We start from the raw sequence: 18,514 nt of genomic DNA on the forward strand, positions 1-18,514 counted from the left end.
CCCGGCCCCGGCTGCGTGGCTCACAACTACCGGGCGAAGCGGTGCAGGGCGGGTGGAAACTGTGGGCATGGAGTTCTTCTGCTACCACCGCGATCGGCCCGGCTCCATGGCGCTGCGTGAAGAGCTGTCGGAAGAGCACTGGTCCTACATGGATCGGTACGCGGCGGAGATGATCGCCCGCGGGCCGACCCTCGCCGGCGACGCTCCCACCGGCAGCGTGCACATCCTCGACCTGCCGGATCCCGGCGCCGCCCGCGCGTTCGCCTTCGACGAGCCCAACTACCAGGCCGGCGTTTACCGGGACGTGCTGCTGCGCCGGTGGCGCAACACGCTGGGGCGCACCATGTGGGATTTCCCCGGCGGCCACACCGGCGGCGACCGGTACCTGGTGCTGGGTCTCGGCACGGGACGGGCGGCCGACCTCGCCTTGCCGCCCGATCGGGACGAGCTGATCGCGTATGGGCCGCTGATGTCCGACGACGACACAAGATGGTTGGGTACAGCCGCGTTGGTCCGGGCACCGGACCCGGACACGGCACGCGCCGTCCTGACCCCGAACCGGTACGCCGACATCGAGGTCCACGATTGGCAGTTCGGGGGACGACCGTCATGAACCGAGGTCGCCGCGTGCCGCCCACCACATCGAGGAGAGAACGACAGGCATGCCTCGGGGTCCGCTTCTCAGCTCCAGGCGAACAGGTCCTGTTCGAGGTTCATCGCCGCGAAGAGGTGATCGCGGGCGGATACGCGTATACGAGCTCAGCCGGCTGGCCGCCGGGGAGAAGAGCCGCATGCACCACCAGCTCACCCGGATGGGCAAGTGAGGCCTGATCACACGGGAACGATGCGGTTCACGTGGCATGGAGGCGGTGATCACTACGAAAGGCCTCACCGCGCTGGAGCAAGCCGACTGACGGAGGCTCACTGCATCGGCCTGTCATCTTCCCGAGTGTCCACAAGAGACGCTTTCGGAGTGGCGGTGCCCGATTCGGGCGTTTTGCACAGGGGTCGTGAGTGGCAATGAGCGTTAGAACCCGCATTACCACTCACGACCCTGACCGAAAACCGTGCATATGTGCATCAAACGGACATCCAGCTGGCAACTGGTGTCCTTTGTGGACAAAGTTCGCTCAAGCCCTCTGGCGGCAACCCTCGTCCGGGGGCACAATCCGAATCATCAAGAGTGGCACCGGCCAGCGCTTATGCGACTTTGCCGGGCCCCTGCCCGAGGAGCGTCACAGCTCGACCCGAAGTTCCGTAGCGTGGATCCTGACGGACGGCCGGGGGAGCTCACATGGGAAGAGTCGCCATCATCGGCGATGTCGGCGGGCATCCGGATCAGCTCCGCCGGGCTCTGGCCTGGCTCGGCGCCACCGGAGAACGGCTTCCACCGGATCTGACCGTGATCCAGGTCGGAGATCTGGTCGACCGCGGTCCGGACAGCACGGGAGTGCTCGACATCGTCGCGAACCTGCTGGACGACGGGCGATGGATCCAGCTCGCCGGGAACCACGAGGCGCCTGCCCGGCGGTGACGTCTTCTGGCGCGAGCCCCTCGCGGCGGACGGCGTGGCCCGGCTGCGGGAGTGGTGGGCCGACGGGCGGTTGCGGGTGGCCGAAGCGGTGCGCACCGCCGAGGGCGAGGAACTCCTGGTCACGCACGCGGGTTTGACTCTCGACTCCTGGCAACGGCTGAACGAGCCGATGTCGGCGACCGAAGCCGCGGAGATTCTCGAGGGGCGCCCGGACCTGATCTGGGAGAAGGGTGCACACGGCCGCGACGGCACGGCGGGACCTTTGTGGGCCGAATCCGGCGCGGCACTGCACGAACCCTGGATGGGGTACCGCGGCGTCGTACCGTTCGGCCAGATCCACGGGCACTCCACGGTCGTCCGGTTCGCCGAGCGAACCTGGCGGTGCACGGGACGCGTCCGGCACCGCGCGACGGTCGCCTGGCACGAACGCCACGTTCACGTCCGTGTCGGAGGGCGTGTGTTCACCGGCGTCGACCCTGGGCACGGCCGCGGTGGCGCCGCCGAGTGGCGACCGCTCGTCCTCGACGACGCCCGCGTCACGGCACCAGCCGACGCTCCGGGTCCGGCGTGAAAGTGTCCACATAGGACACCCTCGTCCACGTATCGGCACCGTCACGTTCCCACTGATCGGCCCGTTCCTTGAAGCACTGGTAGGTTCGGGTCAGGGGTTGAGGCGCCAGCCCTTCTGGCACCACCCCTGAGCAGGAGTAACGATGACGATTGACGTCGCGCGGACCCACCCCCGTCCGGCGAAGCCGGGCCTCCGGGCCTGCCGATGACCGAACCGGTGATCGCCGCCCCTGCCGGACGGAGCTGGGACACCGCTCCTTCCCCAGCCCTGGTCGTCGACGGCGACGGGAACGTCCGTGACCTCAACGACGCCGCCCGCGCGCTGTTTCCCGAGGCGAGGCAAGGGCTCCCTTTCCGGCACGGTGTGCCGTCCTGGCTTTCGGACGCCGACGGGCTCGTTCGAGGTGAGACTGGAGGCCGTAGCTGGACCGCGTCGCGGGTACCGCACGACGGTGTCGTCACCTGGTGGCTGACCGACGAGACTGAGGCCGAAGCCGCTCGTGACCTGCTGCGACAGGAACGGCAGCGCGTCGCGTTCCTCACCGACGCCTCGGCGGCGTTGCTGAGCTCGCTCAACGTCGAACGCAGCATCGAGGTGGCCGCGCGGCTGGCCGCCGAACACCTCGCCGGGGCCGCGGTGGTGCTGGCCCCGCCGGTTCAGGGTGCTCATCCGGCGGCGGCGTGCGTCCGCGGTCAGGCGGTGTCGCTGAGCAGGCTGACCATCGAACCCGCGGAGCTGCCGGGTCTGGACGAGGCACTGCGCGGCTTCCCTCCGGTGCCTTCGCGCTGGCTCGACCCCGGCGCCGCGCCGTCGTGGGTGCTGCCGGCCGGCTTCGGCCCGGCCACGTCGATCGTCGTCACGCCCTTGCCGGGACACGGTGTGCCCGCCGGGGCCCTGATCCTGCTGCGCACCGGTGACCAGGCGGTGTTCACCGAGCAGGAAGAGATCTTCGCCCGGCTGTTCGCGGCCCGCGCGGGGGCCGCGATCTCGGCGGCCCGGATGTTCGCCCACCAGGCGTCGACGACCGAAACGCTCATGCGCGAACTGCTTCCGCCGCGGCTGGAGCAGCTCGGCGGCGTGGAATTCGCCGGGCGCTACCGGCCGGCCCAGGACGAGGATCGCATCGGCGGCGACTTCTACGACGTTCATTCCGCTGTCGACACCGGCGGCAAGGAGTCGCTGGCCGTACTCGGCGACGTCTGCGGCAAGGGCCTCGACGCGGCCGTCCTGACCGGGAAGATCCGGACGACCCTGCGCGCGTTGCTCCCGATCGCCGAAGACCACCATCGCCTGCTGAGCCTGCTGAACGCCTCGCTGCTGAGCCAGGACGGCAGCCGGTTCGCCACGCTCGCCCTCGCCTCCTCCCGACGGGAGGGCGACGGGGTGTGGGTGCGTCTCACCTGCGCGGGACACCCGCCGCCACTGGTCGTGCGCTCGGACGGTGCCGTCGAAGAGGTGGACACCGGCGGCACCCTGATCGGCGTGCTTCCCTCGATCCGGACGAGGTCCGCGGAGATCCTGCTCGCGCCCGGCGAAAGCTGCCTGCTCTACACGGACGGCATCGTGGAGGCCCGGGGTGGCCCGCTGGGCGACGAGATGTTCGGCGAGGACCGGCTGATCGCGGCCATGGCCGAATGCGCGGGCCTGACGGCGGAAGCGGTCGCCGAACGTGTGCACATGCTGGCCGCGCAATGGATCGGCCGCCGGTCGCACGACGACATGGCGGTGCTGGTGATCACCGCGCCGCCTATCCCGCTGCGGCCCGCGACCCCGTGACGGCCGAGTACTTCGACCGACTGTGGCAGGCGGTGACCACCGGCGACGAGTACGCGGCCGGGCAGGCCGTGGTCCAGGCGCTCGGCGCGGGGCTCGACGCGGAGACCGTGCTGCTGGACATGGTCGGCGCGGTCCAGCGCAAGGTCGGCCACGAATGGGCGGCGAACCGGCTCACCGTGGCGCAGGAACATGCCGCGACCGCGATCAACGACCGGGTGCTCGCGGGCTTCGGCTCCGTGCTCCCCGAGCCGCGGGCGCACCGGGGTCGCATCGCGGTGGCGTGCGTCGACGGCGAATGGCACGCCATGCCCGCACGTCTGCTGGCCGAGGTGCTGAAGGTCCGCGGCTTCCGGGTCGACTATCTCGGCGCCCAGGTGCCCGCACCGCGGCTGGTCGCGCACCTGCACCGCACCGGGCCCGACGCGGTGGCACTTTCGGCTTCGCTGGCCACTCGCCTGCCCGCCGCGCACGCGACGATCACCGCCTGCCGGGCGGCCGCGACCCCGGTCATCGTGGGCGGGGCGGCCTTCGGGCCGGACGGCCGGTACGCGCGCCTGCTCGGAGCGGACGCCTGGGCGCCGGACGCGCGGGCGGCGGCCGATTTGCTGGCCTCCCCGCTGCCCCGTCCCCGTGCCGGGCATCAGCCGCTCGACGACCTGCCGCATCTGGCCGATCAGGAGTACACCCTCGTTTCCAGCACTTCGAGCGCGCTGGTGAAGGCGGTTCTGGCCGGCCTCGAAGACCGTGTCCCGGCGATACGCGAGTACACGAGCCGCCAGCGGCAGCACACCGCGGAAGACCTCGCTCACATCGTCGAATACCTGGCGGTCTCGCTCTACGTGGGTGACGGGGAACTGTTCACCGAGTTCCTCGCCTGGACCGCGGAAATCCTGTCGGCCCGCCGGGTCCCGGCCGGTTCCCTGCTGCCCGCGCTGGACCTTCTGCGCGCCGAACTGCACGACTTCCCGCGTTCACAGGCGATGATCGACGCCGCGCGCGTACGGGTGAGCAACGCCCTCTCCTCGTAAACCGCCGCCTTTCAGATCTTCGTGTCGTCGGTGAGCGCGGAGGCGATGTCGGATTCCCGGTCGACGCTGGGGTTCGAGCCGAACCAGTCGAGGCAGACGACCATGGCGTCGTCAGCGGCCAGCCCTCCGTCGCGACGGTCGTGCAGTTCGGTCAAGACGGCGCTCGGAACGTGGGCTGCGGGCAGGTCCGTGGTGGCGAGGATGGCCTGTGTCAGTTCGCGGTCGCCGTAAAGTTCCCCGTGCGGTCCGGCCGCGTTGTAGACGCCGTCGCTGACGAAGACGAACCGGTCGCCTGGCAGTGCCTGCAGGGTTTCGGCGGTGTAGAAGGTGTCTTCGAAGGTGCCGAGGGGAAGCTGTTCGTCGAAGTGGACTCGCTCGGCCTTGCCGTCACGAAGCCGCCAGAGGCGAGGCGAACCCGCGTCGACCGCCGTGATCCCACCGGTCGCGAGGTCGAATTCCAGCAGGAGCGTGGCCACGTGTTCTTCACCGCGGTGCTGCGCGTAGATGGCTTGGTCGGCGAGTTCCGCCTGTGCGTCGAGGGGGATCCCGGCGCGGCGGGCGTTGCGCAGCGCGTTGACGGCGAGGTTGGTCAGCAAGGCGGCGCTGCTGCCTTCGCCCATACCGTTGACCAGTGTGACCGCCAAGGTGCGGGCGGAGGCCGACCAGTCGAAGCAGTCGCCGTAGATGGCGTACGCGGGTTCCAGCTGACCACCGAGCGCGAATTCGGGCCGGCTGCACGCGCGGCCGGGGAGCAACTGCCACTGCATCTCCGCGGCGAGCGTCAGCCGTGACGAGCGGCGGGCCTGCACGTAGAGATCGGTGTCCCGATCGGCGACGAAGACCTCGTGCCCGAGCGCCTCGGCGAATCTGCCGAGTTCGGCCCACACCGGCGGTTCCGGCTCTTCGGGCAGCGTGACGACCAGGACGCCGAGCCGGTCGCCGCGCACAGTGACCGGGAGGTTGGCGCGGATACCGTCTTCGTCGGGTTCGAACGTCGCCGACTGGCTGGTGAAGGCCGCGCCCGCCGCGGTGTCGGCCACCGGCATCGGCTCGGTCGTGTACGGCAGGACGGTCACTCGCCGCAGCTCGGTGAGGCTGTAGTCGGCCATCAGCAGTTCGACGGTGCCGGCGCCGAAGTGTTCGCTCAACGCCGCGCGCAGCCCGTCGAGCAGCGCGTGAGGCTGGACACCGCGCAGGACACGCTCGACTGCCAAGGATCTGTCCACCGGGTTGCCTTCCGCTCGCCCGAACCCGGTGCTCGGATCGAGTACACGGGGGTGAGTCCGCACCGCTCCGTCGGACCGGTCGCAGGACGTGCCGCGGTGAGCTGAGCTGACAGTTCAGCATAAGGATGCGAGAGTGGGGCTGTGAATCGGTCCTCCGAGCCGCCCGGCACCGAGACGGTGGCGGCGGCCGTGACCGAGACGGCCGAGTTGCTCGAGATCATGTTCGAGCGGGCTCGCGAGGCGTCACCGCGTCCGCTGTCGACGTCCCAGGTACGCGCCGTCGTGGCACTCGATCACCACGACGGCCTGAACCTGCGCGCGCTCGCCGACGTCCTCGGCTCCACTCCGCCGCTGGTGAGTCGCCTGTGCGACCGGCTGGAGGCTGTGGGGTTCCTCGAGCGGCTGCCCAGCTCGGCCAGCCGCCGCGAAATCACGCTGCGGCTCAGCGACCGTGGCCGCGCGTATCTGCGGGATCTGCGGGCTCGGCGGCGGGAAAGCCTGCAGGCCGTGCTGGCGAAACTCACGCCCGAGACCAGGGCGGCGCTCGCCAAGGGCCTCCGAGAATTCCGTGAGGCGGCGGCAGGCGACTAGGTCCGGGTATGGCGCATCCGATTCTCTCCAGTAGGCTAACTATTGTCATATAACAACAGTCGTTGCCGTCGGATGCCGGACAGCGGCCGAAGCTCCTGGGAGGCCTCAGTGCTGAGGACGGACGACTCCGCCGTCCGGGACCTGCTATCGCGGATCTTCGGTGAAGACCACGACGAGCTGGTCGACGAGTGGGTCCGATGGCAGCTGGCCGACTCGTCCGCCCGGCTCGACGAGACCGCACTGCGGCGCGAGGCGACCGAGTTGCTGGGCGCACTCCGTGACGCGCTCGCCATCGGGATGCCGCTGAGCCGGATCATCGAGCGCGACCAGGCGGTCCGCGCGGCCCTGCGCGGGCTTTCCGAACGGCGCGCTCGTGCGGGTACCGCGCCGGCTCTCACGGCCACGGCGATCCTCGCGCTGAAACACACGACCATGGCCGCGGTCGAACGCCGGATCGAGGACGCGGCGCTGCGCTATCAGGCGTCGCTGCTGGTCAACCAGCTCTTGGACGCCGCCAGCCTGCTCACCTTTTCGGTGTACGTCGAAGGACGCGAGGAGATCATCGGCCGCCAGCACCAGCAGATGCTGGAGCTGTCCACCCCGGTGGTGCGACTGTGGCGGCAGGTACTGGCCGTCCCCCTGATCGGCACTCTCGACAGCGCTCGCACGCAGGTCGTGATGAGCAGCCTGCTGGAGGCGATCCAGACCCACGAAGCCCGGGTGGCGATCATCGACATCACCGGCGTGTCCACAGTGGACACCGCAGTGGCGCAACATCTGCTGCAAACGGTCAGCGCGGTGCGGCTCATGGGTGCCGAATGCCTGATCAGCGGTGTCCGTCCGTCGATCGCGCAGACCGTCACACAACTCGGTATCGATCTCTCCCACATCGTGACGCGTGGCTCGCTGGCCGACGCGCTCGCCGCCGCGCTGGAGCTGCTCGGTGACCGCGCCGGCGCGGTGACGGGGTGACCGCCGACGCGGGCCTGCCGATCCTGCGGCTCGGTGACATCCTGATCAGCGGGCTGCTGGCCGATCTGGACGACACCACCGCGCTGCGGTTCACCGACGAACTCACCACCCGTATCTCCGACGAGGGGATCCGCGGGGTCATCCTGGACATCTCCCGGCTGGAGATCATCGATTCCTTCGTCGCCCGGGTGCTGATGCAGCTGGCCGCCACCGGACGTCTGCTCGGGGCACGGATGATCGTCGCCGGGATGCGCCCGGCGGTCGCGATCACCCTGTCCGAGCTCGGCCTGCGGCTCACCGGCGTCCAAAGCGCACTCAACGCCGAACAGGCCATGGAACTGCTGGGGTGGCGCCGCCCCGCCGAGGCCGCCGAAGAGGCGCCTCATGCTTCCTGACGAACTCACCGGTTCCGGGCGCGACATCCCCGCGCGCGAACACGCGGTCCGCGCCGAGGAAGACCTCCTCACCGCCCGCCACGCCGTGCGGGCCTGCGCGGTCGCGGTGGGCTTCTCCATCGTCGATCAGACGAAAATCGTCACCGCGGCCAGTGAACTGGTCCGCAACGCCTACATCCACGGCGGCGGGGGCTCGATGACGATCACCGTCGTACGAGAGGGCCGGGTGGGCCTGAAGCTGACCGTACGCGACGAAGGCCCCGGAATCGCCGACGTCGAGCAGGCGATGGCCGACGGGTTCAGCACCGGCGCCGGCCTCGGGCACGGCCTCGGCGGCACCCGGCGCCTCGTCGACGAGTTCACCATCGACACCGCTCCCGGCCGCGGCACCACGGTCACGATCGTGCGCTGGAAACCATGACCGTCACCATCGCGGACCTCACCCGCCAGATCCGCATCGACCACATCAGCGCGGTGTACACGGCGGCGCGCGTCGCCCGGGAAGTCGCCGCGGAGGCAGGACTGCCGGAGGTATTGGCCGAGCGCGCGGCCGTCATCGCCTCCGAACTGGCAGGCAACATCGACAAACACGCCACCGACGGCACGGTCTTCATCCACCGTTCCCTCGCCGGGGCCGGCGTGGACATCCACGCCGCGGACTCCGGGCCGGGCATGACCGATCTGGATTATTGGCGCATCGACGGCCACAGCACGACCGCGACGCTCGGCACCGGCCTCGGCGCCGTCGGCAGGCTGGCCACCGAGTTCCGGATCCGGTCGGCGGCCGGCTCGGGCACCACCGCGGCGGCACGAACGCTGGTCACCGGCACCAACACCACAGGCGTCGCTCACGTCCGCTTGGCGCGCGAAGGTGAAGACCAGTGCGGTGACGGCCTGGCGCTCGCCGACCTGCCCGACGCCCGGACCATCGCCGTCGTGGACGGCCTCGGCCACGGCCCCGGGGCCGCCGAGGCGGCGGAGACCGCGATCGACCTTTTCCGCCGCAATCCCGGCCGCCCGATCCGCGACCACCTCACCGCCATGCACCGGTCGCTGCGGCAGACCCGCGGCGCCGCGGTCGCGCTGGCCCGGATCTCCGGTGGCCTGCTCGAATTCTGCGGTGTCGGGAACATCGGCGGCCTGGTGCTGACGCCAGGACAGAGCCGGCCACTGCTCGGTATGCCCGGCATCGTCGGCTTCACCCTGCCGGATCCCCACATCCGGACCGTGGAACTGCCCGAACACCACCTCGTGGTCCTGCACACCGACGGAATCGGCAACGGCTGGCGCGGCGCCGCACCCCTCGGCCCGCTCCCGGCCCCGGCACTCCTCGCCGCCGACCTCGCCCACCGGTACCGCGACCCCCACGACGACGCCACCCTGATCGCGGTCGGATCCGGAACAGGCACACCATGACGCGCTCCCCCACCGACCGGCTACGCCACCGCCTTCGCGAAGCTTGCGCCGCCGCGGGGGTCGCCGTCGACGATCGCGCCAAACTGGTCCTCGCGGTGACCATGCTCGCCGAGCACGCGGGGCGGCCACTCGAGCTGTCGACCCATGCGGGCAACGGCAGGCTGGCCGTCACCCTCCGGTTGCCCGGCCCGGTCGGGCAAGACCACCGCAATGCCCTGCCCCTGCTGCCCGACGCCGGCGACAGCGCGATCTTGACCTGGCACCTCCCCGCCGTCCGCGACGCGGCGACGGTTCCCGTCGAAGAGGAACTGGCCATCCGCGAGGAAATGCTCGCCCTGATCGCCCGCGCCGACACCGTCACCCAGGAGCAGCGCGAGCTCAAACACGAACTCGCCGAAACCAACAGCGGCGTGCTCGCCATGTACGTCGAACTCGAGGAGCGGGACGAACAACTCCGGCAAGCCCACGCGGTGATCTTCCGCGAACTCGAAGACGCGCTGCGCCCGCCACCACCACACGTGGACGCTTTCGACCTGGCCGTGCACTACGCGCCCAGCGAACCGGACTCCCCGACCGGCGGCGACCTCTACGACTGGTTCGTACTGCCCGACGGGAACCTGCACATCACCCTCGTCGACGCCGTCGGCCACGGCGTCACCTCGACCCGGCACGCGCTGACCGTCACCCACGCCATCCGCACCCTCGCGCTGGAAGGCCATCCCCTCCACGACCTGATCTCCCGCGCCGCCCGCACTTTGGCGACCATCGAGCCCGGCTTGATGGCGACCGTGCTGCTCGCCCGGCTCGACGCGGTGACCGGCGACATCACCATCGCCAACGGCAGCCATCCCCGTCCGGTCCTCGTCACCGCTGACGGCGACACCGAGCTCCTGGTGCCTTCCATCGTCGGGAGAGGGATCGGATTTCCCGATCCTGGGAACGGCAGCCTGGTCAGCCGCACCCTCGCCGCGGGCGACCTGCTCCTCCTCTACACCGACGGCTTGACCGAGAGCCGCAAGAACCACCACGAAGGCGAGGCCCGGCTAGTGGCCATCGCGCCCCGCCACGCCCGAGAACCCACGGCGGCGGTCCCCGGTGCTCTCGCCACCGAAATGCACGACGTCATCCTGCACGCCGACGACACCGTCGTCATGGCGATCAGACGCAGACCGCTGTAGCTCCGTCTGAGTAGCCGAGCCTGCGACGGCTATCCGGTGGCCCGCTCGATGCGGCCGAGAATGACTCCGGTCAATGCCGTGATGGCGTCGGCGGCGGTCGTGGTGCCGCGGTTCAGTTGGGCGGCGATCGCCTCGGCGGCGCCGAGGGCGCCCGCGCAGTGCAGTCGCAGCGCCGCCCGGTCCAGCCCGGAGTACGGCGTCAGTGCGTCGGCCATCAGCTCGGTGTAGCCGTCGTGCATCTCGTGCTGGATCGTCTCCATTTCCGGAGTGCCCTTCAACGCCGAGGAAACGGCGTGGAACTCGGGAATGTCGGCGGCGCAGGCGAAGTACGCGACACTGATGGCTCCCGCGACGTCCGCCGCAGTCGGCGGAGCCTGTTCCAGCGCCCGCGCGATGGCGGCCCGGTGCCGTTCGTCGAGTCGCCGGTACAGCGCGAGCAGCAGCCCCGGGCGAGAAGCGAAGTGGTCGTACACGACGGGCCTGCTCACCCCGGCCGCCTCGGCGAGGGTGGGCAGCGTCAACCCGTCGGCCCCGTTCGCACGCACGATCGCCAGTGCCACGTCGAGCAACTGCTCGCGCCTGGCCTGCTTGGACAGGCGGGTCGGTACGGCGGTCATCGCCCTCCTCTCGGGGTCCACACCATCCTAGCTACATCGTGTAGGTTACAAAATGTAGGTTACCGGGAATCGAGGAGGATCACATGGACCAGCGGGGATCGGTACTGCTGTTGGGCGGGTCGGGACAGGCAGGCTCGGATACCGCCGCTCTTCTCCGGCGGCGGTATCCGGAGTTGCCGCTGACCATCGCGGGCCGGAACCCGGCGCGGGCGCAACGGGTGGCCGACGACCTGGGCGGTGCCACCGTGGCGACCGTCGATCTCGCCCGTGGTGATCTCGGGCTGCCGGACGGCGAGCAGTACGCGGCGGTGGTCGCGACGCTGTGGGACAGCAGGCTGAACGGGCTGCGGTTCGCCCAGGACCGCGGTGTGCCCTACGTCAGCCTGTCCAGCGGCATGATCGACATCGCGCCGGAGGTCACCGCCGCCGCGCAGCGCCCGGCGGCCGCTCCCGTACTGATGGCCAGCCACTGGGCCGCGGGCGTCATCACCCTCACCGCTCTGGCGTGGGCCGAAGAGTTCCGCCGGGTCGACACGATCCGGGTCGGCGCGATCCTCGACAAGAACGACGCCGGCGGGCCCGCGGGACTCGCGGACCTGGCGCGCTGGGCGGAGGTCACCTCGGCCGGGTACGCGCGGCGCGACGGCGTTTTCGCCTGGTCAGGCGCGGCCGACGCCCGGGTGGAGTTGCGCAGCCTCGACGGCACCACGGTCACCGGCCAGACCATCCCGATCCTCGACGTGACCAGCCTGGCGCTCGCGACGGGCGCACTGGACGTCGAATTCGCTTTCGCGGTCGGTGAATCCGCGGGGTCGCGACGGGGCGACGGTCCGTCCGTCGAGGTCCGGGTCGAACTCGAAGGGGCAGGCCCGGCGGATACCCCACTGAGCGTCAGCCGGTACCTGGTCCACCCGCACGGCCAGCGTCCGCTGACCTCGCTCGGCCTCGCCATGGGGATCGAACGGTTGCTCGGCCTGCGCGGTGAAGCGGTGGCGCCGGGCTTCTACACCCCCGAGACCTTGCTCGAACCGGTCCATGTGGTCGAACAACTCGCCGACGCGGGCACCGTCTTCGTCGACGCATGAGACCGGCACAGGCCCGCTGACGTCCGGCTCTCGTGGTCCGCCGCGGATCGTTCTCCACTCGTCGCCTAGAATCATCAGGTAATGAATCTCTTGTCGAGCCGGGAGGCGGCGGTGCAGGACACCTCGCTCCCGGTCGGCCCTGGGCTGCGGATCGCCGACCTCACCGGCACGTCCGGGATACGGGTCGTCGGTGTGATCGACCCGTCGACCCGATCGATCTGGGAGCAGAGGCTGGACGTGCTGGTGGGGGCCGGTGGCGGGACGATCGACCTGTCCCGGCTGGCGTTCGCCGACGTGCGAGGAGTGAGCGCCCTGGTCGACGCCGCCCGCCGGGTCCGGCCGCCGCGCACGCTGACCGTCCGGCACGCGCCCGAATCCGTGCGGAAGGTGCTGCGCCTTTTCTGGGCAGAGGAGTACATGAATCTCCTGAATGAGGGTATGCGCCCATGATGAGCCCGACCACGGAGGCCGTGGGCACCGATCCGTTCGTCCACCCCGCGCTGTTCTACCGCGGACAGGACGACTACCTCGCGGGCACCGTCCCCTTCATCCGGCAAGGCCTGGACCGCGGCGAACCCGTCGCCGTCTCCGTGCCGGGTCCCAACCTGGAACTGCTGCGCACCGCACTGGGCCAGGACGCCGAGCGGGTGCTGCTGCTGGACATGACCGAAGAAGGCCGCAACCCGGGCCGGATCATCCCCGGCGTCCTCCGCGCGTTCGCCGACAGCCACCCCGGCCGGCACGTCCGCATCATCGGCGAGCCCATCTGGGCCGAACGGTCCGAGCTCGAATATCCGGCCTGTGCCCAGCACGAGGCGCTGATCAACCTCGCGTTCACCGGCCGCGACGTCACCATCCTCTGCCCCTACGACGTCACCCGCCTCGACGCGCGCGCACTGACCGACGCCGAAGCCACCCACCCGCTCCTGATCGACTCCACCGGTGAACGCGCCAGCGCCGGCTACGACCCCGGCCGCATCATCGACGGCTACAACGCCCCACTGCCCGAACCCGCCCCCACCGAACCCTCCCGGCACACCACCCTCGACCCCGTCACCGGCGACACCGTCTCCCTGGCCCAAGCCCGCGCGATGGCCCGCGACCAGGCACGACGGGCCGGTCTCACCGACGAACGGGTCGAAGACGTCGAACTCGTGGTGGCCGAGCTCGTCGCCAACAGCGTGGAACACGGCGGCGGGCAAGGACGGCTCGGCATCTGGCCGGAGGACGGCCTGCTGGTCTGCGAAGTCCACGACACCGGCCACCTGACCGACCCGCTCGCCGGACGGCAACCCGCCCCCGCGGGACAGATACGCGGCCGGGGACTGCTGCTCATCAACCATCTCTCCGACCTGGTCCGCGTCCACACCGGTCCGCTCGGCACCACCGTCCGCGCCTGCTTCACCACCGCACGGCCCTGAACGGGTGACCGCGGGGCGATTGCCCGGCGGCCGATTCGGGTACTCGAAGGATCATGTGGATGGTGCTGATGATCCCGCTGTTGCTCATGTCGTTCGCGCTGCTGATGGAGCGCGTGGAGGTCACCGCGCTCCGGCGGCCCCCGCCGTGACCGGATAGACGAGGTGCGTGACCTTCTTCCCCTGAATGACCTGGGGATCGCCGAATTCCAGGGGAGCGGCGCCGAGCGTGTCCACGAAACGGACACCGTCGCCGAGCATGAACGGCACGAGGTCGATGCGGATCTCGTCGAGCAACCCCTCTTCCAGCGCTTCGCGGGCTACGACGCCCGGGCCTACGCCGATGTTCTTGTCCCCGGCGACCGCCTTGGCCCGTTCGATGGCGGCCTTGACGCCGCCCTCGGTCACGAAGACGAACTCGGCGCTTTCGGGAGCCCAGCCTTCGGGTACCGAATGAGTGACCACGAAAACCTGCACGCGCATGGGGTGCTGTCCACCCCAGCCGTCCATGCCGTCGAACTGGTTTCGCCCGACCACCAGGGCCCCGTAACCGTCGATCATGTCGCGGACATAGTCGGCGGACGCCTCGGAGACCTGGTACGACCGGCCCGGCGACGCGGTGGGCACCTCGACATCACCGGCACGGCACCACGCGAAAAGGTATTCGAACCCCCCGTTCTCCGGACCGGCGATGAAACCGTCCAGCGACACGGACGCTTGAGTCGCCACCTTTGGCATGAAAAGCCCCTTCTAGCGCGAAGAATCGAGACCCGCTCGACCCTGGCACCGTGACCGGCCGTCGTCCACTTCTCCCGTGCTCGGCGGCACGCTCTCGAAGTCGGCGACCCCAGCGACCGGCCGTGCCTCACTCCGCCCGGCGCTCGTCGCGCGCCTTCTTGGTGAGCGACTTGCTGACGTAGACCAGCCCGCCCGCCAGGATCACGATGTCGTCGAAGTACACCGGGTCAGGCAACAAATCGAACGGGAACACCGTGTAGGCCAAGGAAACCCAGTAGGCGACCTTGGTCGGCACCGGCGTGCCGGGCTGATGGACCTGACGGTGCTTCCGCACCAGCTTGACCACCAGGAACAAGGCGACCAGAACGAGGATGACGACCACCACCACGGCCACGACGCCGAGTGTCGTCCACAGAGATTCCATGTGCTCCTCTCTCACCACCACCGTTGCCGCTTCACCCCGGAGGCCGGTACCACCGACGGTGGACGACCGGCTCGACGGTCAAGACCATGACCGCGGCCGCTGTCGCGACTACCCACGCGAGCCAGTCGCTCGCCCCCGCCACCGACCACACCAGGGCACCGAGCACGATCAGGGGCCGCAGCAAAGTGAACGGCCCGAGGCCGACGAGGATCACGAACGTACTCCCCCGCATCGGTAGCAGCCAGTACGCCAGCAACGATGCCACCACGAGCGCCGCGTACGGCGCCAGCACCTGGAGCATGCGCGTGCCCGCGTGGAGCAGTTCGCCGTAACGAGCGCCCGGATCCGCCGAAAAGGCGAGGGTCGCCACGATCAACGAGGCGAGAAGTCCGAGCCCGATCGCTCCACCCGTGAGGCCTCGCCGCGCCGCCAGCAGGAAATAGGAGCGTTTGACGATCCGGGCGTCGCGGCCGGTCGCGGCCCGGAATCCCGCGAAACCGCTGTCCACGAGCGCGAGCAGACCGAGCGCGATCGGAACCACCGCCGCCATCAGCCGGCGGCCAGTCTGCGTGCCCGATGGCCCAGCGCACGACGGAACTCGGTAGCCAGCGCCGGACGAATTCCGACGACCGGTCTCATCGCCGCGCAGAACGGATTGGTGTACCTGAACGACTCGAACAGAAAAGTCTTCATCCCCGCTGCCGCCGAGGCGGCGGACAGCAGGACCGAATCCCCGTGAGCGCGCCGCGCGGACGCGACACCGTCGTGGCGGCCTAGCGGCTCTCGCATCCTGGCGCGGTGGAACAACCAGGCACCCAGCGGGGCAAGCCGGGTCGCAGCGACGTCGTAGTGGATGAATCCCACCGTCCCGTCACGGTCCTGAGCGCGGAAGAACTCCGGCAACCTGCCTGCCTCGAAATGGTGCAGCACCCCGCTCGACAGGTAGACGCCTGCCTCCTCGGCCAGGGAAAACGCGTCCGCGCAGACGAAGGTGCACGGAAGCCGCTCCTCCTCCGCCAGCCTGGTCGCTTCCGTCACCAGGGCACGATTGAAGTCCACCCCCACCAGCTGGACGTCCGCGCCCAGCACTCCGGAAGCGGCCAGGCTCCGCACCGTGAATCCCAGCCCGCATCCGACGTCCACCACCCGCAAACGGCGGCCGCTCGCCCTGGCGACCGCGAGCATCGGCACGAGCAACTCGGCGAACCGGTGCGCCATGTGCAGTTCTTCGTTGAGCCGTTGCAGTTCCGTGTGCACTCGGACCAGGAGCCGGTCCACCGCGGCGGGATCCAGATACTCGCCGAGCACCGGCATCCGACGCACGATTCGGGCGGCCCCGCGGTCCCCGGCCGCTTGCAGCCGGTCGACCACCTCCGCCCTGCGGACCGGAACACGCTCGCCGGTGCGCGCGTCCCACGCCACGACCAGATCCGAGATCTCCAGCACGGCCACGGTCGAACTCTAGCGATCAGGCTCGCGGTACACCCGGTTGAGTAGTTCTACTCGTGGCAAGCAGCAAGAGCACCGGCAACATAGGTGAGGACCCGCTCCACGGAGAGCGGCTGACCTTGGGGGTTCCATGAAGTTTTCCCGTGCCATCACCACGCTCGCCATCGCCGCCGGACTGGCCACCGCGCTGGCGCCTGTCGCGGCCGCCGAGACCGTCGCGAGCCTCGACTTCACCGCCGAACAGGGCGCCCACCCCGTCAGCGGCAGAAGTGGTCATTGGACCGCCTCGCCGGACAACGAGGTGCGATTCTGGGAGAACGGCACCACCCTGCGGGTGGATGCCGAGACCGACCACGGCTTCGACCACATCGCGCTCGACTTCACCGCCCCGTCAGGAAACCTGCAGGCTGGAACCTACAGCCACGCGGACGGAGCGCATATCCTGGCCACCTCCAACGGCCTGGCCTGCGTCGACGACTATTCGACGTTCACGATCGACCACATCGAACGCGGCGCCGAGGGGCTGGTCGCGCTCGACGCGACGTTCGAGCAGCGCTGCGGCAGTCCCACGTCGCCTGCTCTGCGTGGTGAGGTCCACTACCGGCGCTGAGCCGGATTCGCCGCCGGGCGGGCGAAATGGCGATAGGGCGCCTGAAGTAATCCGCTCAATAAAGATCGGGAACGACGAGCGTGCCGTCTTCGGCCTTGACGTGCCCGGCTTCGACGAGGTCCGCGGCGCGGGCGAGGAACGCGGTGAGCGACGGCGCTACCGGATCGTCGAAGTCCGGCACGTTGGGGCGGAACACGACCTGCCCGAGGGTGCCGCGTTCGCCGGGGGCCAGGTCCAGGAAGTAGCAATCGCCCTGGAAAGCCAGGAACGGCAACCAGGATTCCGACCACACCGTCCATTGGAGACAGGCGGGTTGCTCGACGGGTTCGGCAAGGTCGCCGACGACGTCGGTGAGCATCCGGTGCATCTCGACGATCTCGTCGACGGTCAGGAAATGGTGGAAGTTGAGCGGGCCGTTCAGCTGATCGGGGTCGTCTTGGCCCGCCGACACGCTCAGGAGGTCGCGCAGTTCGGCCGGCAGGACGAGCCCGGTCTCGGTGGCGAGCCGGTCGAGTTCCTGCTCGGACGCGCCGGGCAGGAAAGGCGCGGCGTCGGGCAATTCCCGCTCGATGATGCTTCGCAACCGTGCGAACTCGCGGGCGGTCTCGTTCATGACGGCCAGTATTCACCACGCCACGGCAAATCCGGATGACCTTCGTCCAGCTCGGCCAGTAGGCTCCAGCGGACCAAGGAACAGGGGGAGCCGGCGTGTCCAGCCACTTCGGGACGATCGGGATCGACGTCACGAGCGAGGAAGAGTTCGGGGAACGGGTCGTTTCCCTGATCAGCACGGGCACTGCCCGGCGGATCACCAAGAAGATCAGCGAACACGTCTGGACCGATCCGTCCGGAGCCCGGTTGGTCGCGCAGGTCCACAACGGTCAGATCGAGTTCCTTCTGCCGTGCCTGGCAGGCTCGGCGCCCGCCGTGCCCGTGGGCGACATCCGCCTCGTCGACGACGAGACCGCGATGCTCGCCCTCCTGGACGGTGTCGGCGGCGAGCTGATCTGCCCCATCGCGGTCGAACTGGAAGACCGAGCGGTCCTCGCCCACTCCGGCGGGCGGCTCGAGTCCGGTTCCCTGGTGCTGGCGGCCCTGGCCGAGGAAGTCACCGTGCACGCCGACGCCGACGCGTACTCGGCCGCGCAGGACGGTGAACTGGAGTTCGCCGCCGACCACTTCATCCCGTCCGGCACCTTCTCTCCGGAAGAATCCGCCCCCGGCTGGACACCCTCCGCCCACGCGCTGTTCGCCGGCGAGGTCGTCGAGGTCGAAACCCCCGTGAACACCGTCACCGGTACGTCCTTCCACCGGATCCGGGTCCGCACCATCGCGGCGATCGAACTCGACGTCGCCATCGCGACCACCGAACTGGAGCGGCCGCCCGCGCGCGGCAACATCGTCGCCGGGACCTTCTTCCTGACCGGAAGTTTGGGGCTGCAGCCGGAAAATCCTGCGAAGCGGCGGGGCTGGTTCCGGAGGTGAC

At 69.7% G+C, this 18,514-nt stretch carries 23 protein-coding genes; 16 read left to right on the top strand and 7 right to left on the bottom strand.

What is annotated here, in order from left to right; genetic code table 11:
• Positions 1-67: 67 nt before the first annotated feature.
• From DMC61_RS27675 to DMC61_RS27695, 5 genes are all read left to right on the top strand, one after another.
• Positions 68-613: a YciI family protein gene (locus tag DMC61_RS27675; RefSeq protein ID WP_125692514.1), complete on the top strand. Its 546-nt coding sequence runs from the start codon at positions 68-70 to the stop codon at positions 611-613.
• Between the two features lie 681 nt (positions 614-1,294).
• On the top strand, positions 1,295-1,534 hold the full coding sequence (locus DMC61_RS41760; protein ID WP_233594971.1) for a metallophosphoesterase: 240 nt from the start codon (positions 1,295-1,297) through the stop codon (positions 1,532-1,534).
• A 34-nt stretch (positions 1,535-1,568) separates the two neighbouring features.
• The gene (locus DMC61_RS27685; RefSeq protein WP_233594972.1) at positions 1,569-2,105 is read left to right on the top strand and encodes a hypothetical protein; all 537 of its coding nucleotides are present in this window, start codon (positions 1,569-1,571) and stop codon (positions 2,103-2,105) included.
• Between the two features lie 204 nt (positions 2,106-2,309).
• Complete coding sequence (locus DMC61_RS27690; protein ID WP_125692515.1) at positions 2,310-3,881, top strand: PP2C family protein-serine/threonine phosphatase; 1,572 nt, start codon at positions 2,310-2,312, stop codon at positions 3,879-3,881.
• Positions 3,878-4,909 (top strand): B12-binding domain-containing protein, encoded by a 1,032-nt coding sequence (locus tag DMC61_RS27695; RefSeq protein WP_125692517.1) that lies wholly within the window; start codon positions 3,878-3,880, stop codon positions 4,907-4,909. Before DMC61_RS27690 ends, DMC61_RS27695 begins: the two co-directional genes overlap by 4 nt.
• A gap of 11 nt (positions 4,910-4,920) precedes the next feature.
• On the opposite strand, the gene DMC61_RS27700 is transcribed toward DMC61_RS27695, so the two are convergent.
• Positions 4,921-6,135, bottom strand: coding sequence for a PP2C family protein-serine/threonine phosphatase (locus DMC61_RS27700; protein WP_125692519.1), 1,215 nt, complete (start codon positions 6,133-6,135; stop codon positions 4,921-4,923).
• 141 nt (positions 6,136-6,276) lie between these two features.
• Between DMC61_RS27700 and DMC61_RS27705 the strand changes: the two genes are divergently transcribed.
• From DMC61_RS27705 to DMC61_RS27730, 6 genes are all read left to right on the top strand, one after another.
• Positions 6,277-6,726 carry a MarR family winged helix-turn-helix transcriptional regulator gene (locus DMC61_RS27705; protein ID WP_233594973.1) on the top strand — a complete coding sequence of 150 codons (450 nt, stop codon included), beginning with the start codon at positions 6,277-6,279 and terminating at the stop codon, positions 6,724-6,726.
• 108 nt (positions 6,727-6,834) lie between these two features.
• A complete protein-coding gene (locus DMC61_RS27710) occupies positions 6,835-7,698 on the top strand; it encodes an STAS domain-containing protein (RefSeq protein WP_125692521.1) in 864 nt (287 codons plus the stop codon).
• Positions 7,695-8,093 carry an STAS domain-containing protein gene (locus DMC61_RS27715; protein ID WP_125692523.1) on the top strand — a complete coding sequence of 133 codons (399 nt, stop codon included), beginning with the start codon at positions 7,695-7,697 and terminating at the stop codon, positions 8,091-8,093. Before DMC61_RS27710 ends, DMC61_RS27715 begins: the two co-directional genes overlap by 4 nt.
• Positions 8,083-8,514: an anti-sigma regulatory factor gene (locus DMC61_RS27720; protein WP_016335021.1), complete on the top strand. Its 432-nt coding sequence runs from the start codon at positions 8,083-8,085 to the stop codon at positions 8,512-8,514. Before DMC61_RS27715 ends, DMC61_RS27720 begins: the two co-directional genes overlap by 11 nt.
• The gene (locus DMC61_RS27725; protein ID WP_125692525.1) at positions 8,511-9,509 is read left to right on the top strand and encodes an ATP-binding protein; all 999 of its coding nucleotides are present in this window, start codon (positions 8,511-8,513) and stop codon (positions 9,507-9,509) included. The genes DMC61_RS27720 and DMC61_RS27725 overlap by 4 nt, the downstream gene beginning before the upstream one ends.
• Complete coding sequence (locus DMC61_RS27730) at positions 9,506-10,687, top strand: PP2C family protein-serine/threonine phosphatase (RefSeq protein ID WP_125692527.1); 1,182 nt, start codon at positions 9,506-9,508, stop codon at positions 10,685-10,687. The genes DMC61_RS27725 and DMC61_RS27730 overlap by 4 nt, the downstream gene beginning before the upstream one ends.
• Before the next feature lie 29 nt (positions 10,688-10,716).
• On the opposite strand, the gene DMC61_RS27735 is transcribed toward DMC61_RS27730, so the two are convergent.
• The gene (locus tag DMC61_RS27735) at positions 10,717-11,304 is read right to left on the bottom strand and encodes a TetR/AcrR family transcriptional regulator (protein ID WP_125692529.1); all 588 of its coding nucleotides are present in this window, start codon (positions 11,302-11,304) and stop codon (positions 10,717-10,719) included.
• A gap of 83 nt (positions 11,305-11,387) precedes the next feature.
• Here DMC61_RS27735 and DMC61_RS27740 point away from each other — a divergent pair, with 83 nt between their 5' ends.
• The 3 genes from DMC61_RS27740 (at position 11,388) to DMC61_RS27750 (ending at position 13,810) form a co-directional block, all read left to right on the top strand.
• The gene (locus tag DMC61_RS27740) at positions 11,388-12,389 is read left to right on the top strand and encodes a saccharopine dehydrogenase (protein ID WP_125692531.1); all 1,002 of its coding nucleotides are present in this window, start codon (positions 11,388-11,390) and stop codon (positions 12,387-12,389) included.
• An 81-nt stretch (positions 12,390-12,470) separates the two neighbouring features.
• On the top strand, positions 12,471-12,839 hold the full coding sequence (locus DMC61_RS27745; RefSeq protein ID WP_125692533.1) for a lipid asymmetry maintenance protein MlaB: 369 nt from the start codon (positions 12,471-12,473) through the stop codon (positions 12,837-12,839).
• A complete protein-coding gene (locus DMC61_RS27750) occupies positions 12,839-13,810 on the top strand; it encodes a sensor histidine kinase (protein ID WP_125692535.1) in 972 nt (323 codons plus the stop codon). Before DMC61_RS27745 ends, DMC61_RS27750 begins: the two co-directional genes overlap by 1 nt.
• 120 nt (positions 13,811-13,930) lie before the next feature.
• Here the strand turns inward: DMC61_RS27750 and DMC61_RS27755 are convergent, their stop codons facing one another.
• From DMC61_RS27755 to DMC61_RS27770, 4 genes are all read right to left on the bottom strand, one after another.
• Positions 13,931-14,545: a dihydrofolate reductase family protein gene (locus tag DMC61_RS27755; RefSeq protein WP_125692537.1), complete on the bottom strand. Its 615-nt coding sequence runs from the start codon at positions 14,543-14,545 to the stop codon at positions 13,931-13,933.
• 127 nt (positions 14,546-14,672) lie between these two features.
• Positions 14,673-14,969 carry a YkvA family protein gene (locus tag DMC61_RS27760; protein WP_125692539.1) on the bottom strand — a complete coding sequence of 99 codons (297 nt, stop codon included), beginning with the start codon at positions 14,967-14,969 and terminating at the stop codon, positions 14,673-14,675.
• A 31-nt stretch (positions 14,970-15,000) separates the two neighbouring features.
• Entirely contained in the window at positions 15,001-15,519 is a 519-nt protein-coding gene (locus DMC61_RS27765; protein ID WP_125692541.1) for an oxidoreductase, read from the bottom strand.
• Positions 15,519-16,421 carry a class I SAM-dependent methyltransferase gene (locus tag DMC61_RS27770; RefSeq protein ID WP_125692542.1) on the bottom strand — a complete coding sequence of 301 codons (903 nt, stop codon included), beginning with the start codon at positions 16,419-16,421 and terminating at the stop codon, positions 15,519-15,521. Before DMC61_RS27770 ends, DMC61_RS27765 begins: the two co-directional genes overlap by 1 nt.
• Positions 16,422-16,548: 127 nt before the next feature.
• Between DMC61_RS27770 and DMC61_RS27775 the strand changes: the two genes are divergently transcribed.
• A complete protein-coding gene (locus DMC61_RS27775) occupies positions 16,549-17,028 on the top strand; it encodes a hypothetical protein (protein WP_125692544.1) in 480 nt (159 codons plus the stop codon).
• A 55-nt stretch (positions 17,029-17,083) separates the two neighbouring features.
• On the opposite strand, the gene DMC61_RS27780 is transcribed toward DMC61_RS27775, so the two are convergent.
• Positions 17,084-17,641, bottom strand: coding sequence for an SMI1/KNR4 family protein (locus DMC61_RS27780; RefSeq protein WP_125692546.1), 558 nt, complete (start codon positions 17,639-17,641; stop codon positions 17,084-17,086).
• A gap of 95 nt (positions 17,642-17,736) precedes the next feature.
• Here DMC61_RS27780 and DMC61_RS27785 point away from each other — a divergent pair, with 95 nt between their 5' ends.
• The gene (locus DMC61_RS27785; protein WP_125692548.1) at positions 17,737-18,513 is read left to right on the top strand and encodes a hypothetical protein; all 777 of its coding nucleotides are present in this window, start codon (positions 17,737-17,739) and stop codon (positions 18,511-18,513) included.
• Position 18,514: the final 1 nt, after the last annotated feature.

The organism is Amycolatopsis sp. WAC 04169 (assembly GCF_003947535.1).
Taxonomy (GTDB): domain Bacteria; phylum Actinomycetota; class Actinomycetes; order Mycobacteriales; family Pseudonocardiaceae; genus Amycolatopsis; species Amycolatopsis keratiniphila.

What these genes read in the sequence shown, in the direction of transcription:
- DMC61_RS27675 (WP_125692514.1), top strand. Translation starts at nt 68, where the DNA reads ATGGAGTTCTTCTGCTACCACCGCGATCGGCCCGGCTCCATGGCGCTG.
- DMC61_RS41760 (WP_233594971.1), top strand. Translation starts at nt 1,295, where the DNA reads ATGGGAAGAGTCGCCATCATCGGCGATGTCGGCGGGCATCCGGATCAG.
- DMC61_RS27690 (WP_125692515.1), top strand. Translation starts at nt 2,310, where the DNA reads ATGACCGAACCGGTGATCGCCGCCCCTGCCGGACGGAGCTGGGACACC.
- DMC61_RS27720 (WP_016335021.1), top strand. Translation starts at nt 8,083, where the DNA reads ATGCTTCCTGACGAACTCACCGGTTCCGGGCGCGACATCCCCGCGCGC.
- DMC61_RS27725 (WP_125692525.1), top strand. Translation starts at nt 8,511, where the DNA reads ATGACCGTCACCATCGCGGACCTCACCCGCCAGATCCGCATCGACCAC.
- DMC61_RS27730 (WP_125692527.1), top strand. Translation starts at nt 9,506, where the DNA reads ATGACGCGCTCCCCCACCGACCGGCTACGCCACCGCCTTCGCGAAGCT.
- DMC61_RS27735 (WP_125692529.1), bottom strand. Translation starts at nt 11,304, where the DNA reads ATGACCGCCGTACCGACCCGCCTGTCCAAGCAGGCCAGGCGCGAGCAG.
- DMC61_RS27740 (WP_125692531.1), top strand. Translation starts at nt 11,388, where the DNA reads ATGGACCAGCGGGGATCGGTACTGCTGTTGGGCGGGTCGGGACAGGCA.
- DMC61_RS27745 (WP_125692533.1), top strand. Translation starts at nt 12,471, where the DNA reads ATGAATCTCTTGTCGAGCCGGGAGGCGGCGGTGCAGGACACCTCGCTC.
- DMC61_RS27750 (WP_125692535.1), top strand. Translation starts at nt 12,839, where the DNA reads ATGAGCCCGACCACGGAGGCCGTGGGCACCGATCCGTTCGTCCACCCC.
- DMC61_RS27755 (WP_125692537.1), bottom strand. Translation starts at nt 14,545, where the DNA reads ATGCCAAAGGTGGCGACTCAAGCGTCCGTGTCGCTGGACGGTTTCATC.
- DMC61_RS27760 (WP_125692539.1), bottom strand. Translation starts at nt 14,969, where the DNA reads ATGGAATCTCTGTGGACGACACTCGGCGTCGTGGCCGTGGTGGTGGTC.
- DMC61_RS27765 (WP_125692541.1), bottom strand. Translation starts at nt 15,519, where the DNA reads ATGGCGGCGGTGGTTCCGATCGCGCTCGGTCTGCTCGCGCTCGTGGAC.
- DMC61_RS27775 (WP_125692544.1), top strand. Translation starts at nt 16,549, where the DNA reads ATGAAGTTTTCCCGTGCCATCACCACGCTCGCCATCGCCGCCGGACTG.
- DMC61_RS27780 (WP_125692546.1), bottom strand. Translation starts at nt 17,641, where the DNA reads ATGAACGAGACCGCCCGCGAGTTCGCACGGTTGCGAAGCATCATCGAG.